The organism is Parabacteroides sp. AF19-14 (genome assembly GCF_003635485.1).
GTDB lineage: Bacteria > Bacteroidota > Bacteroidia > Bacteroidales > Tannerellaceae > Parabacteroides > Parabacteroides distasonis.
This window is the reverse complement of record NZ_QTMJ01000003.1, coordinates 89,490-102,944: the sequence shown is the minus strand read 5'-3', so window position 1 is coordinate 102,944 and position 13,455 is coordinate 89,490. Positions and strand designations below refer to the sequence as shown.

General features: G+C 44.4%; 14 protein-coding genes. 10 read left to right on the top strand and 4 right to left on the bottom strand.

Annotated elements, in window-relative coordinates:
• Nucleotides 1-3: 3 nt before the first annotated feature.
• Nucleotides 4-324 (top strand): multidrug efflux SMR transporter, encoded by a 321-nt coding sequence (locus tag DWX33_RS03745; protein ID WP_005854432.1) that lies wholly within the window; start codon nucleotides 4-6, stop codon nucleotides 322-324.
• Nucleotides 325-430: 106 nt separating this feature from the next.
• On the opposite strand, the gene rlmH is transcribed toward DWX33_RS03745, so the two are convergent.
• Complete coding sequence (gene rlmH / locus DWX33_RS03740; protein WP_005854430.1) at nucleotides 431-904, bottom strand: 23S rRNA (pseudouridine(1915)-N(3))-methyltransferase RlmH; 474 nt, start codon at nucleotides 902-904, stop codon at nucleotides 431-433.
• An 88-nt stretch (nucleotides 905-992) separates the two neighbouring features.
• Here rlmH and DWX33_RS03735 point away from each other — a divergent pair, with 88 nt between their 5' ends.
• The 3 genes from DWX33_RS03735 to aldA all read left to right on the top strand — a co-directional run bounded on the left by DWX33_RS03735 (nucleotide 993) and on the right by aldA (nucleotide 3,834).
• Entirely contained in the window at nucleotides 993-1,364 is a 372-nt protein-coding gene (locus tag DWX33_RS03735) for a DUF4783 domain-containing protein (protein ID WP_008780051.1), read from the top strand.
• A gap of 3 nt (nucleotides 1,365-1,367) precedes the next feature.
• Nucleotides 1,368-2,207: a carboxylating nicotinate-nucleotide diphosphorylase gene (gene nadC / locus DWX33_RS03730; RefSeq protein WP_005854425.1), complete on the top strand. Its 840-nt coding sequence runs from the start codon at nucleotides 1,368-1,370 to the stop codon at nucleotides 2,205-2,207.
• Nucleotides 2,208-2,397: 190 nt separating this feature from the next.
• Nucleotides 2,398-3,834, top strand: coding sequence for an aldehyde dehydrogenase (gene aldA, locus DWX33_RS03725; RefSeq protein ID WP_122370009.1), 1,437 nt, complete (start codon nucleotides 2,398-2,400; stop codon nucleotides 3,832-3,834).
• 45 nt (nucleotides 3,835-3,879) lie between these two features.
• On the opposite strand, the gene DWX33_RS03720 is transcribed toward aldA, so the two are convergent.
• Complete coding sequence (locus DWX33_RS03720) at nucleotides 3,880-5,640, bottom strand: DNA polymerase III subunit gamma/tau (protein WP_036613276.1); 1,761 nt, start codon at nucleotides 5,638-5,640, stop codon at nucleotides 3,880-3,882.
• Nucleotides 5,641-5,709: 69 nt separating this feature from the next.
• On the opposite strand from DWX33_RS03720, the gene DWX33_RS03715 reads away from it, so the two are divergent.
• Together DWX33_RS03715 and DWX33_RS03710 are read left to right on the top strand one after the other, a co-directional pair.
• Nucleotides 5,710-6,015, top strand: a complete 306-nt coding sequence (locus tag DWX33_RS03715) for a septum formation initiator family protein (RefSeq protein ID WP_122379871.1) — start codon at nucleotides 5,710-5,712, stop codon at nucleotides 6,013-6,015.
• Nucleotides 6,016-6,339, top strand: a complete 324-nt coding sequence (locus tag DWX33_RS03710) for a hypothetical protein (protein ID WP_036613279.1) — start codon at nucleotides 6,016-6,018, stop codon at nucleotides 6,337-6,339.
• 182 nt (nucleotides 6,340-6,521) lie between these two features.
• Here the strand turns inward: DWX33_RS03710 and DWX33_RS03705 are convergent, their stop codons facing one another.
• A complete protein-coding gene (locus DWX33_RS03705) occupies nucleotides 6,522-7,127 on the bottom strand; it encodes an OmpH family outer membrane protein (protein WP_005854413.1) in 606 nt (201 codons plus the stop codon).
• A gap of 25 nt (nucleotides 7,128-7,152) precedes the next feature.
• Nucleotides 7,153-7,371: a hypothetical protein gene (locus DWX33_RS03700; protein WP_005854411.1), complete on the bottom strand. Its 219-nt coding sequence runs from the start codon at nucleotides 7,369-7,371 to the stop codon at nucleotides 7,153-7,155.
• Between the two features lie 147 nt (nucleotides 7,372-7,518).
• On the opposite strand from DWX33_RS03700, the gene DWX33_RS03695 reads away from it, so the two are divergent.
• The 4 genes from DWX33_RS03695 to DWX33_RS03680 all read left to right on the top strand — a co-directional run bounded on the left by DWX33_RS03695 (nucleotide 7,519) and on the right by DWX33_RS03680 (nucleotide 13,443).
• Nucleotides 7,519-8,976: an aminoacyl-histidine dipeptidase gene (locus DWX33_RS03695; RefSeq protein ID WP_009275738.1), complete on the top strand. Its 1,458-nt coding sequence runs from the start codon at nucleotides 7,519-7,521 to the stop codon at nucleotides 8,974-8,976.
• 150 nt (nucleotides 8,977-9,126) lie between these two features.
• Nucleotides 9,127-10,614: a hypothetical protein gene (locus tag DWX33_RS03690; protein WP_005864361.1), complete on the top strand. Its 1,488-nt coding sequence runs from the start codon at nucleotides 9,127-9,129 to the stop codon at nucleotides 10,612-10,614.
• 39 nt (nucleotides 10,615-10,653) lie between these two features.
• On the top strand, nucleotides 10,654-11,688 hold the full coding sequence (locus tag DWX33_RS03685; RefSeq protein WP_122379870.1) for an endonuclease/exonuclease/phosphatase family protein: 1,035 nt from the start codon (nucleotides 10,654-10,656) through the stop codon (nucleotides 11,686-11,688).
• Nucleotides 11,689-11,754: 66 nt separating this feature from the next.
• On the top strand, nucleotides 11,755-13,443 hold the full coding sequence (locus tag DWX33_RS03680) for a M23 family metallopeptidase (RefSeq protein ID WP_122379869.1): 1,689 nt from the start codon (nucleotides 11,755-11,757) through the stop codon (nucleotides 13,441-13,443).
• Nucleotides 13,444-13,455: the final 12 nt, after the last annotated feature.

Below are 13,455 nucleotides of genomic sequence, written 5' to 3'. Positions count from 1 at the left end.
TATATGGCTTGGATTCTGTTAATTATAGCCGGATTATTCGAGATCGGCTGGCCGCTGGGCTTTAAATTAGCAAGTATGCATTCCAAATATTTTATTTGGTTTATAGGTTTATCGATCTTATCCATGGGCTTAAGCGGTTATTTCTTATATCTCGCCCAGAAAAGCATCCCGATCGGTACGGCTTATGTAATCTGGACCGGGATCGGGGCTATAGGGACTGTTCTTCTTGGAATCTTGTTTTTCCATGATTCCGCGAATATATTCAGATTATTGTTCTTATCCTTGATATTGATAGGGATCGTCGGCCTGAAATTAGTCCATTAATCCGGGAGAAAAACACCAGTATTCGCATAGCCTCACGGCAGTATCGGTGTGAACTTACGCCAGTATAGGCGTAGGGCTATGCGGATACCGGCGTTAAACGATGCGGTTATTCATGATGGTAAGGCTCGTTATTCAAGATCGTCATCGCCCGGTAAATCTGCTCGATAAAGATCAATCGGATCATCTGGTGGGAAAAAGTCATCTTGCTCAACGAGATCTTTTCCGATGCCGCCTTATACACGGCCTCACTAAAACCGTAAGGACCGCCCACCACAAATACCAAGCGTTTCGGGACCGTATGCATTTTCTTTTCCAGATAAGTAGAAAATTGCATGGAGGTGAACTCCTTCCCTTTCTCGTCCAGCAACACCAAATAATCGCCGGGCTGCAAAGCCTTTAAAATCAATTCGCCCTCTTTCTCCTTTTGCTGCGCCTCTGAGAGGTTCTTCACGTTCTTTATATCCGGTATGACTTCCATTTCAAAGGGTATATAATGCGTCAAGCGATTTTTATACTCATTGATAGCCTCCACAAAATAACCGGCATCCGTCTTACCAATCACAATCAGTCCAATCTTCATCTACTTACATTTACAGGTTTAGAAAGGCTAAGTTACAAGAAAAATACATACCTTTGCCACTAATTACTCAATAAAATAAAGAAAGCTTATGAAACGACTCTTACTTACATTCGCCTTGATATTCGCATTCGTATGTGCGCAGGCGGCGGATATTACCAGTATATCAAATGCTTTCAAGGCAGGAAATGCCTCCTCTCTATCCGGTGCTATGGATAAGGTGGTGGATGTAGCCTTGCCCGGTTCCTCTAAGAAATGTAACGGAAGTGAGGCCGTCTCTATGTTGTCCTCATTTTTCAGTTCGAATAAGCCTTCCGGATTCTCGGTCGTACATCATGCGGATAAAAAGGAAAGCGGTTTCCTTGTCGGAAAGCTTCCGACGTCTTCCGGTGAGTACCGTGTAAACATCACGTACCGTGCCGAAGGGAATACAGCGATTATACAATCAATCAGAATAGAATAAAAGATGGACAAACTTATTGACGACTTAATCAAATTAGCGTTTGCCGAGGATATTGGCGATGGTGATCATACCACCTTATGTTGCATCCCCGAGACAGCGATGGGGAAAAGCCAGCTGATCATCAAGGAAGATGGCGTATTGGCCGGCGTGGAAATGGCTAAACGTATCTTCCACGACTTCGATCCGGAACTGAAAATGACGGTCTTTATACAAGACGGAGCCGAAGTGAAAAAAGGGGATATAGCGTTCGTGGTGGAAGGTAAGATCCAATCCTTATTGCAGACCGAGCGGTTGATGCTGAACGTTATGCAACGCATGAGCGGTATCGCTACTACGACTCGTAAATACGCCAAGGCGTTAGAAGGCACCAAGACACACGTTCTAGATACTCGCAAGACAACTCCCGGTATGCGTATGATCGAGAAAGAGGCCGTACGTATCGGTGGCGGCATGAACCATCGCATCGGTTTGTTCGATATGATCTTATTGAAAGATAATCATGTGGATTTCGCCGGCGGCATCGAGCAAGCGATCACACGTGCGCAAAACTATCTGAAAGAGAAAGGAAAGAGCCTAAAGATCGAGATCGAGGTTCGTAACTTCGACGAGTTGGAACAAGCCATGAAAGTAGGCGGTATCGATCGTATCATGTTGGATAATTTCAATATCGAGAATACAAAAGAAGCGGTTCGCCGCATCAACGGACGTTTCGAGGTAGAGTCTTCCGGCGGTATCACGTTCGACACATTACGTGATTACGCGGAATGTGGCGTAGACTTCATCTCCGTAGGGGCTTTGACTCACTCCGTGAAGAGCTTGGATATGAGCTTCAAAGCCTGCTAAAACGAAAAACGATCATTCTATAAAAAAACAGCCTTGAGAAGATCAACTTCTTGAGGCTGTTTTTTCTATATCTACCCTATTATCTTGATTCACTATCATTTCTGATAGAACTATTATCATTTTTAAAACATTACCATTCCTTCCTTTCCCGTACTTTTAAGAACAAATTATTCAACCTAAAAATAGTATCATGAAAGAATTGAAAATGTTTATAGATGGCAGATTCATTGAGAATGAGTCTGGGAAATGGATCAAGGTATTGAATCCTTCTACCGAAGAGGTTATTTCACTGATGCCTGACGGGACGGTTGAAGATGCCAGAAAAGCAATCGATGCCGCAGAGAAAGCGCAGAATCAATGGGAAAGAACACCCTCTATAGAAAGGGCTGCTTATCTGACAAAGATAGCGACAGGCATCCGTAAGAGAGAGAAGGAACTGACCGACATCATCGTCCGTGAAGGAGGCAAAACCCAAGGACTCGCCAATGTTGAAGTTCTTTTTACCGCGGATTATATGGATTACATGGCAGGCTGGGCCCGTCGGTACGAAGGGGAAATCATTCCCAGTGACCGCCCTCATGAAAACATTTTCTTATTTAAGAGACCGATTGGAGTAACGACAGGTATCCTACCTTGGAATTTCCCATTCTTTCTAGTCGCTCGTAAAGCCGCTCCGGCCTTGATCACCGGAAATACGATCGTGATAAAACCTAGCCAGCTTACGCCAGAGAACGCATACGTATTCGCACAGATCGTGGAGGAGGCAGGTTTGCCTGCCGGTGTTTTCAATCTGGTAAATGGACGGGGTAGCGTGATTGGGCATGAACTCGCGGCGAATCCGAAAGTAGGTATGGTTAGTCTGACTGGAAGCGTGGGAGCCGGACAACAAACCATGGCAGCTGCCGCTCCTAATATCACGAAAGTTTCTCTGGAGTTAGGAGGTAAAGCCCCGGCTATCGTGATGAAGGACGCAGATATCGATCTTGCTGTTAAGTCTATTATTGCCTCTCGTGTGATCAATACCGGACAGGTATGTAATTGTGCCGAACGGGTTTATGTAGACAAAGCGATAAAAGAGACCTTCATGGAAAAACTAGTCGCCGGCATGAAGCAGGTAAAAGTAGGAAATCCCAATGAGGTCGCGGATCTGGATATGGGACCGCTTATTGAAGCCAGCGCATTGGAGTCTATGGAGAAAAAAGTAGAGAGAGCGATCCAACAAGGTGCTAGGCTACTGTGTGGTGGCCATAGGATCGGTACAAAAGGATATTTCTTCGAACCGACCGTTTTGGATTGTGTTACGCAGAAAATGGATATCATACAAGAAGAGACTTTTGGCCCCGTGCTGCCGGTTGTCGAATATTCGGACATCAACGACGCTATCGCATGGGCGAATGATTGCGAATATGGATTGACATCTTCCGTATATACACAAAACTTGGATAACGCATTCAAGGTAATGCGCTCCTTAAAATTCGGGGAGACTTATATTAACCGTGAGAATTTTGAGGCTATGCAAGGCTTCCATGCGGGATGGCGTAAATCCGGAATCGGTGGCGCGGATGGAAAACATGGACTTGAGGAGTATTTGCAAACTCAAGTGGTTTATCTTGAGACAAAGGAATAAAAAATAAGACTAAAGATCCCTTCTTGGGATCTTTAGCATATCTACTTAATCTAACGTCAAATTAAACTCATCCCTCAAACGGCCCAAGGTAGGATTTATCTTCATCAGCAACTCTAGCTTTTCCGTGGATGTATAAGCCAAATGCTTCTCATTTCCCTCTACGATCCGGACACGCATCTGGATACGGCTATTAGTAAGATGCTGGCGGAGAAATGGCAGGATATGGATCGCGTTATTGATCAATTCCTCTTGCTGCCCCGGGTTATGTACAGCTACCTCAAAATAATAATTCTCTTGCAAGGTAGGCTTGCAATTGATCATCGTATTCTTAAGATACACTTTCTTGTCAATCGTTGCGGCGTAATTATCCCATTCACGAACCAAGGAATCATTGTCAAAGGGAGTTACTACCTCCTTTACGTTCGTTGTCGCTTGTTGAACGGTTTGTTGCTTAGGCTTCTCCACTCCGATCTCCTTCATGGAGATTCCCATCGGACGAGCCGTTCTACGAACCGGATTAGGCGCTGTAGACGGAGGTGGCGCAGGAACCGAGCTCGGCATGTGCGTACTCATAACTTGTGGAGCACCGGCCGCTGCCGTAACTGAAGGAGCTTGAGGCGGCTGTTGAGGCTTCCCGCTATTCACCGCTTGAGAAGCTGGATTCGTCCCGGCGATCGGCTCAATCAGCGCTTTTTTTTTATCGTCGGCGGCTACCTGTGTTAATTGACAGAGCTGAATCAACGTCAATTCCAATAAAAGACGCTTATTGCGGCTGGCACGATAATTCAAATCGCACGTATTCGCTAGCTCTATCGCCTTGAACAGAAGTTGATCCGGACAATGTTTCGCCATCTCCTTATATCGTTCACGTATAGAAGCCCCCACCTCGAATAGCACCAAGGTGGACTCATCCCGGCATACCAATAAATCCCGGAAATGCCCGGCCAAACCGGTTATGATATTCTGCCCGTCGAATCCTTTGCCTAATATCTCGTTCAAGATCAATAAAGATGCCCGCACATTGCCAGATAAGATCGCATCCGTCAGACGAAAATAATACTCATAATCCAGCACGTTCAAGTTATCGATAACCGCTTGATACGTGATATTTCCATTCGTAAAACTTACCACTTGGTCAAAGATAGACAAAGCGTCGCGCATACCTCCATCCGCTTTCTGGGCGATCACGTTCAAGGCTTCCGGCTCCGCTGTTACCCCCTCTTGCGAAGAGACATATTGCAAATGCTCCACCATGTCGGCGATGGATATACGGGAGAAATCATAGATCTGACAACGGGAAAGGATCGTGGGAAGCACCTTGTGCTTCTCGGTCGTAGCCAAGATAAAGAGAGCATGATGCGGAGGTTCCTCCAATGTCTTCAAGAATGCGTTGAAAGCGGCGGTTGTCAACATATGGACCTCGTCAATAATGAAGACTTTGTATTTACCGATTGGAGGCGGGATACGCACTTGGTCGATCAAGGTACGGATATCGTCCACCGAGTTATTCGAGGCGGCATCCAGTTCATGAATATTGTAAGAACGCTGCTCATTGAAAGCCCGGCACGACTCGCACGCATTACAAGCCTCGCCATCCGCCGTCGGATTCAAGCAATTGATCGTCTTCGCAAAGATACGGGCACACGAGGTCTTTCCTACTCCACGAGGACCGCAAAACAGGTAAGCATGCGCTAATTTGTTACTTTGTATCGCGTTTTTCAGCGTAGTGGTAAGAGACTTCTGCCCTACTACACTCCGAAAAGTGGACGGGCGATATTTTCTTGCCGATACAATATAATTATCCATTCTCTGCTTTTTATTGATAAGACAAAGATAAACAAAATAATTCATTATCTTCGCGAAAACGATGTTCCGATGTCACGCATAAAAGAGTTTTACATAAAGTATCTATCGTGGATCAACGCTTATTGGTTGGTTACCATCGTGTTCCTTATCGTCACCTTTACGGTGGGCGATAGCAGCTTGTATAAACGCTATACGTACGACGAGAAAATACGCAGCTTGGAGAAAGAGATCAAACATTACCAAAAGGAGATCGAAATCAACAGCAAGAAATTAAACGACCTTCATACGGACAAGGAGGGACTGGAACGTTTCGCCCGTGAAGAGTATTTTATGAAAAGGTCGAACGAGGATGTTTTTATTATCAAGGACAAATAAATGAATCAACAAATCAGATCGATTATTTTCGGCGTAGCGGGATTACTCGTATTAGCCGGTGCCGTATTGTTTCTTACTCATTGGGCTGTCGCCCCTTATTTATTCGCTGTCGGTGCGGCGGGTATAGCCGTTTGCTATCTGACCCTTCCGGTTAAGGACTTGGACTTTCGTCGCCGTCGGCTCCACCGTTTCAACGTATTCGCCGGACTTCTAATGATCGTATCTTCCGGCTTTATGTTCAACAACCGTACCGAGTGGATCCTTTGCTTGAGCGTAGCCGCTATCTTACAAGTATATACCGCTTTCGTTACTCCTAAAGAGTAATTGGCCGCAAAACGCAGCGCTACTGATCCGACCGATGAATATATACTGACCAAGCCAACGCAGTATATATTACTTTGCAGATACAGTATATCTTCTATAAAATCCCCGGTAAGTACCGTTAAAAAAGGGTGTATCAAACGTTCCTTTGATACACCCTTTCTTTTATAAATTCTATTAATAGCTTACTTGGCCGGAGAGGAATAATTCTTATTCAAGTATTCCAGCAATTCGCCTGTGATATCATAGGAATCGCCAGCCAAAAGGATATTATCTCCTACCGTATTGCTGAATACCACTTGATAGCCCCTACCCAGATTGAAAGCCTTCAATTGAGAAACAACCGTATCGCGTAATTGCTCGTTCAACTTCTGCTGCTCTTGCATCAACTCTTGAGCCAATTGGTTATCTAAGTTCTGCAACTCTTGTTGCTTATTCAATAAACGTTGTTGCTCTTGCTCCGCCCTCTCACGGGTAAGGAAAGCGTTATTTTCTACCTTACGCTGGAAATCTTGCATCTCGCCTTGTAAACTACGGGCTTTCTGGGTGATGTTAGCACGGGAATTCTCTTGTTTCTTCAAGATGATCTCGTTCAGATCCTTGGAATAATTGTAATTAAGTAACAGGGAATCCACATTTACATAAGCGATCGGAAGTAAGGCCGTTGTGTCTCCCGCTGACGCGAATGTTCTTGTTACGCTTGATTCTTTCTTGCCGGAAAATTGCATAATATACAAGATTACGACAGCCACCGCTAGCACACCGTTAATAACGTAGTTAATGTTCTTCATAAAGTGCAATTTAAATCTTATTTTTTTATTCTTTTATTTCGTTCATGATGTCATAGAGTCCCTTTTGCTTCACCGCCATACGATCCATGGTCTTCGCACAAAATATACCTTTCTTACCCAACGCCCTGTTTCCTTCGATATGCGTATTCGGGAACCTTCCTCCCTTTTTCAACAGCACTTTTATCGATAGCAACACGACACTGATAACAAGAATTATGACCGTAAATAATAACGTTGTAAGCATTTTCTCTATATTTGTGGACGCAAATATAAGAGTTTAAGTGATTACTAAGTGTCTTTTTGGCATTTTATTCTACTTTTTTTCGAACTAAGCTCTTTCAGTTGCGGTTTTATTAACTTTAGAGTAACATCTATAATACATTGTAACATTATGAAGATTACTGATTTAAAGCCTACTATCGTATGGAAGTTCTTCCATCAAGTAACCCAAGTGCCTCGCCCCTCAAAAAAGGAAGGCAAAATGATTGAATTCCTAGAATCATTCGCGAAAGAGTACAAAATAGCTATCAAGAAAGATGAAGCCGGCAACCTTTTAATGTCAAAGCCTGCCACTCCGGGAATGGAGGATCGTCCGGTAGTCGTATTGCAGTCTCACATGGATATGGTTTGCGAGAAAAATAACGGTACGAAACACGATTTCGACAATGATCCGATCGAGACGATCGTCGACGGCGAATGGCTGCGTGCCAACGGCACTACTTTGGGAGCCGATAATGGTATCGGTGTAGCGGCCGAGTTGGCTTTGCTTGCCTCCGATGATATCCAACACGGTCCGATCGAATGTTTGTTCACAGTAGACGAAGAAACAGGTTTGACCGGAGCGAAAGCCTTGAAAGAAGGTTTCATGACCGGAGATATCTTGTTAAATCTCGATAGCGAGGACGAGGGAGAGATCTTTATGGGTTGCGCCGGAGGTAAAGACACACAAGCGACTTTCCATTACGAGCCAGTTCCCACGTCCGATAAGATGCAGTATTTCCGTATCGACGTGAAAGGGTTGAATGGCGGTCACTCCGGTGGCGAGATCCACAAAGGATTAGGCAATGCCAACAAGATCTTGGTTCGTTTCTTATTCTTATTGAAAAAGAAATATGATTTCGTTCTTTGCTCTATCGATGGAGGAAACTTACGTAACGCAATCGCTCGCGAGGCACACGCCGTGATCGGCTTGCATCCGGAAAATAAGGAGGATGTACGTATCTTGCTGAACCATTTCGCCGCCGACGTTGAAAATGAGTTGAAACATGTAGATCCGAACGTTCAGTTAGCGATGGAGTCCACGGATCGTCCGGAGTACCATATCGACAATGCCACCGCCGAGAAATTAATCTACGCCTTGCACGCTTGTCCGCACGGCGTAATCGGTATGAGCCACGATATAGAAGGCTTGGTAGAGACTTCTACCAACCTTGCTTCCATAAAGATGAAAGAAGGCAATACGATCTTGATCGGTACCAGCCAGCGTAGCTCTATCGAATCATGCAAGATCGCTATCGCCAATACGGTAGCCTCCACGTTCCTATTGGCTGGAGCAGATGTAAAACATGGCGACGGCTATCCGGGATGGGCCCCGAACCCCGACTCTAAGATCTTGAAGATCGCACAGGAGACTTACAAACGCCTATTCAACAAAGACGCCAAGATCATGGCCATCCACGCCGGATTAGAGTGCGGTTTGTTCTTGGAAAAATATCCGAAACTGGATATGATCTCTTTCGGGCCTACTTTGCGTGACGTACATTCACCCAACGAGCGTATCGAGATCGCTACGGTCGGTTTATGGTGGAGCCACCTTCTTGAATTATTAAAGAGCATCCCCGCAAAATAAACCAACGTTTTTTGCGTTATAAGAAGAGGAAAGACACGATAACCGTGTCTATCCTCTTTTTTTATGTTAATGTCTTGCAACTTTTTTATAATAATTTTGTTTATCTATTAAAACAAGAACACAAGATATTTACAGTTAACATTTACGAAAATGAAAAGATTAACGATAACGCTATTTATACTCGCGACGCTTCTGTTGAACATGCTTCCGGCATGCGACGGTTTGGATGATCATTATTCCACCAACCCGACTTACCGGCTAAGCTTCTCGACAGACACGCTCGCTTTTGACACGATCTTCAGTACGATCGGTTCTACCACCCGTCAATTTATGATCTACAATAAAAATAGTGAACCTCTGAGCATTGAGTCCATCATGCTGGCCAGTGGAGAGGCTACCGGCTTCCGCATGAATGTGGATGGACGCAAAGGTAGCTCATTTAATAATGTAGGGATACTCGCCAACGACAGCATGTATGTATTCGTGGAAGTAACGGTCGATCCGAATGGGGGTAATCAACCTCTGTTGATACAGGATTCCGTACTTTTCACCGTGAATGGCATCCGTCAATCCGTATTATTGGAAGCCTATGGGCAGGATGTTAATCTTTACAAAGGCGGTGTTACGATTACAAAAGATTCTATCCTCACGGCCAATCGTCCTTATTTGATCTACGATAGTTTGGTTATCGCTAAAGGGGTTTCATTGAATATTGAGAAGGGGGCTACTTTCTATATGCATGATAAAGCGAGCCTGATCGTTCACGGCTCCATGAACGCTTTAGGCACCTTGGATGAGCCTATCACTTTCCGAGGCGACCGTTTGGATTATATACTAAATGATATATTACCGTATGACCGGACTCCCGGACAATGGGGAGGCATTACCTTTAAGGCGGATAGCTACGGGAATGTCTGGGATAATGTAATCGTACGTAATGGTACCTCCGGTGTATATTGCGAGCCTTCCACCCCGGACCGGCCAAAGATCAAGATAAACAACTCACAGATCACGAATATGGGGAGCGATCTATTCTTCGCCATCAATTGTGATGTTATCGCTACAAATACGGAATTCAGCAATGCCGGAGGAAGTGTACTCACTTTAGTCGGTGGTAAATATTACTTCGCTCACTGTACGATGGCTAATTACATGAGTTTAACCAAAAGGGAAATGGCCAGCGAGACTGTTCCTTTGGATAGTAAATGCCTGTACTTGCTCAATAACGTAACAGTAGACGGAAATGGCCCGTATCCTATCACGCAAGCTTATTTTGACAATTGCACTATCGATGGAAGTTACGATGTCGAATTAAAAGCAGATGGCAGTACAGATTTCGATTATCGGTTCAATCACTGTGCGCTTAAAGCCAAAGAATCCTCCAGCGATCACTTCAAGGAGGTCTTGTTTATCAAAAAGACTCCTTCCTATCGGAAAGTAGGAGGCAAGCAAAATAAATACACCTATGATTTCCGGCCAGATTCCGTATCGACTACCGGAGTCGGAAAAGCAGATCCCGAGATAACGAAGAATTATCCGATCGATCGTTACGGTGTCAACCGGCTAACCAGTTCGAACGGCCCGACCATAGGAGCCTACGAGTTTGTTCAAGAAGAGACCGAAGATTCAAACGAATAAGAATACATTACATATTAACAATTAATCAAAGCTTTAACTATGAAGATTTTTATGTTTTTTCTTTTATTCTTTGCCTCCCCTCCGTTATTTGCCCAAGCTACGTTCAAGGTCATGACCTATAATGTGGAGAACTTTTTCGACACAAGGGATAATCCAACCAAGAATGACGATGAGTTTCTACCTTCCGGCAACCGGTACTGGACACAAAGCCGCTACTATCATAAGCTACAACAAATAGCAAAAGTAATAAGCGCTGCCGGGGAATGGAGCACACCGGCCTTAATAGCTCTTTGCGAAGTCGAGAATGACTCCGTCCTGTCTCATCTTACCCGTCGCACACCGCTCCGCTGGCAGGATTACCGATATATTATCACTCAAAGCCCCGATCCCAGAGGTATTAATGTCGCTCTTCTTTATCAACGAGATCAGTTCTTTTATTTACGACATGAATCCATTCCAATTCGTTTTTCCGGGAACAAACACAAATTAACCCGAGATATCCTACACGTATATGGAAAGATCATAACAGGCGATACCTTAGATGTTTTCGTGTGTCATTTCCCCTCCCGCTACGGAGGAGAAAAAGAAAGTGAAAAGGATCGTTTTGACGCGGCCCGCACTTTACGGGAATCTAGCGATTCCCTGTTACTGATACGAGAAAAGCCGCAGATACTCATTATGGGAGACTTCAATGATACCCCTCAAGACAGAAGTATTTCCGAGATATTCGCTGCCCAAGCCTTTCTTGAAAATACGCAGATCACAGATTCCACATCTTGTACCTATTATAATTTGTTCGCAAGCCCCCATATAACTCAATTCCCGGGTAGTCATAAATACCAAGGCGAATGGAGCCAACTCGATCAAATAATCGTAAACCGGGATCTCATCACGCAAGAGTCTTCCATGCATATCATTCCGGAAAGTATCCACATATTCGCTCCTGATTTTTTATTGACTAAGGATAAAACATGGCGAGGGGTACGTCCTTTTCGAACCTATTACGGCTTTAAATATGAGGGCGGTTTTAGTGACCACCTGCCATTAGTCATCGATTTCCAAATATGCCCGTAAAAACACGTACGTGTTTTCCATAGACACAAAAAACACTATCTTTGTATCACAAAATACGTAATACCTATGAATATTAGATCCATATATCTAGCCGGTCTATTCGCGATCATCGGCTCCCACATAATCAACACAAACGCCCAGCAACTTAGGAATCCTTTCGATTTCCCGATCTTACTGAGCGGAAATTTCGGTGAGTTAAGAAGTAATCATTTCCATTCCGGAATAGACTTCAAGACACAAGGGGTAGAAGGTAAACCCGTACATACGGTACAAGAAGGATACGTATCACGTATATCCGTAAGTCCATGGGGCTACGGTAACGGGCTTTACATCACACACCCGGATGGAACGACCACCGTATACGGCCATCTACAAAAATTCTCGAAGAAAATAGCGAATTATGTAAAAGAGCAACAATACGCACAAGAAAGTTTCAATGTAAATCTCTTCCTTACGCCGGATTTGCTTCCTGTCGAGAAAAATGAAGTCGTAGCGTTAAGCGGCAATACCGGAAGCTCTGGTGGACCTCATCTCCATTTTGAGGTACGAGACACCGAGACCGAGGAAGTCATGGACCCCTTGGATTATTTCTCGGATCGGATAACCGATACCCGTCCTCCTAAAATCCAAGGAATACAGATCGTCCCCATCGAAGGAAAAGGCGTAGTAAACGGCAAAAGCAAGAAGCTTGAGATAAAACCCGTCACGGCGAAAAACGGGAAACAGACAATCACTGGAAAAATCGAGGCATGGGGAGAAATAGGGCTCGCTGTAAAAGCCTATGATTATATGGATAATACGACTAACATTTATGGCGTACGAGAAATCACGCTCACGGCGGACAGCCAAGTGATTTTCCATAGTAATCTCGATAGGTTCGCATTTGACGAGACCCGTTATCTGAACACATTCACAGATTACGAAGAATGGAAAGATCATCGCTCTTTCTATATGCGTAGTTTCATCGAGCCGGGAAACCGTCTACGCTTCCTTGAAAGCGTAAACCGGGGAATCTTGCGTATAGATGAACCTCGTACCTATCATTTGACGTATACACTTGCTGACGCTTTCGGCAATGCCACCCGTTTATCCATCTGGATCGAGGGAAAGAAACAAGAGATCCCCCAGATCGATACGACTCATACAGAATTATTCCATTGGGGTGGCGAGAATAGGTTCGGCGCTAAAGGCATCCGTCTCGTCATGCCTAAAGGTAATCTATATAATGACCTCTACTTCCGCTATTCGGTGAAAGAAGATAGTACCTCATTATCAGCCACCCACATATTGCACGATAAGCCAATCCCTTTGCATGGAACGGCCCAGTTATCACTATTCTTGCAAAGCGATACGCTTGAGAATAAACAACAATATGGTGTGGTTCGCTTACAAAACGGACGTGCCTCTTGGATGGGCGGTACATACCGTAATGGCTGGATCGACGCAAATATCAAGGAATTGGGCAGTTATAAGATACAACAAGATACAAAGGCTCCGGTTATCACGCCGATCAACCAACAGACGTGGATCAACAAACAGAACTTCATATTCCGTTTGTCCGATAACTTAAGCGGGGTACAAACCTACCGGGGAGAAATAGACGGGCAGTTTGTCTTATTCGAGATGAATAATAAATCGGTTATTACCTATCGCTTCGATAAAGAAAGACTGCAAAGAGGTAAGCACGAACTTAAATTAATCGTAACGGATGCTTGCGGAAATGAGTCGATTTATACACATCCGTTCACGTGGTAGAACGATTTATCG

Excerpts from the sequence above, each read along its gene's own strand:
- DWX33_RS03685 (WP_122379870.1), top strand. The coding sequence starts at position 10,654 with ATGAAGATTTTTATGTTTTTTCTTTTATTCTTTGCCTCCCCTCCGTTA.
- DWX33_RS03720 (WP_036613276.1), bottom strand. The coding sequence starts at position 5,640 with ATGGATAATTATATTGTATCGGCAAGAAAATATCGCCCGTCCACTTTT.
- DWX33_RS03695 (WP_009275738.1), top strand. The coding sequence starts at position 7,519 with ATGAAGATTACTGATTTAAAGCCTACTATCGTATGGAAGTTCTTCCAT.
- DWX33_RS03700 (WP_005854411.1), bottom strand. The coding sequence starts at position 7,371 with ATGCTTACAACGTTATTATTTACGGTCATAATTCTTGTTATCAGTGTC.
- DWX33_RS03680 (WP_122379869.1), top strand. The coding sequence starts at position 11,755 with ATGAATATTAGATCCATATATCTAGCCGGTCTATTCGCGATCATCGGC.
- DWX33_RS03690 (WP_005864361.1), top strand. The coding sequence starts at position 9,127 with ATGAAAAGATTAACGATAACGCTATTTATACTCGCGACGCTTCTGTTG.
- DWX33_RS03705 (WP_005854413.1), bottom strand. The coding sequence starts at position 7,127 with ATGAAGAACATTAACTACGTTATTAACGGTGTGCTAGCGGTGGCTGTC.
- DWX33_RS03715 (WP_122379871.1), top strand. The coding sequence starts at position 5,710 with ATGTCACGCATAAAAGAGTTTTACATAAAGTATCTATCGTGGATCAAC.
- DWX33_RS03735 (WP_008780051.1), top strand. The coding sequence starts at position 993 with ATGAAACGACTCTTACTTACATTCGCCTTGATATTCGCATTCGTATGT.
- aldA (WP_122370009.1), top strand. The coding sequence starts at position 2,398 with ATGAAAGAATTGAAAATGTTTATAGATGGCAGATTCATTGAGAATGAG.
- nadC (WP_005854425.1), top strand. The coding sequence starts at position 1,368 with ATGGACAAACTTATTGACGACTTAATCAAATTAGCGTTTGCCGAGGAT.
- DWX33_RS03710 (WP_036613279.1), top strand. The coding sequence starts at position 6,016 with ATGAATCAACAAATCAGATCGATTATTTTCGGCGTAGCGGGATTACTC.
- DWX33_RS03745 (WP_005854432.1), top strand. The coding sequence starts at position 4 with ATGGCTTGGATTCTGTTAATTATAGCCGGATTATTCGAGATCGGCTGG.
- rlmH (WP_005854430.1), bottom strand. The coding sequence starts at position 904 with ATGAAGATTGGACTGATTGTGATTGGTAAGACGGATGCCGGTTATTTT.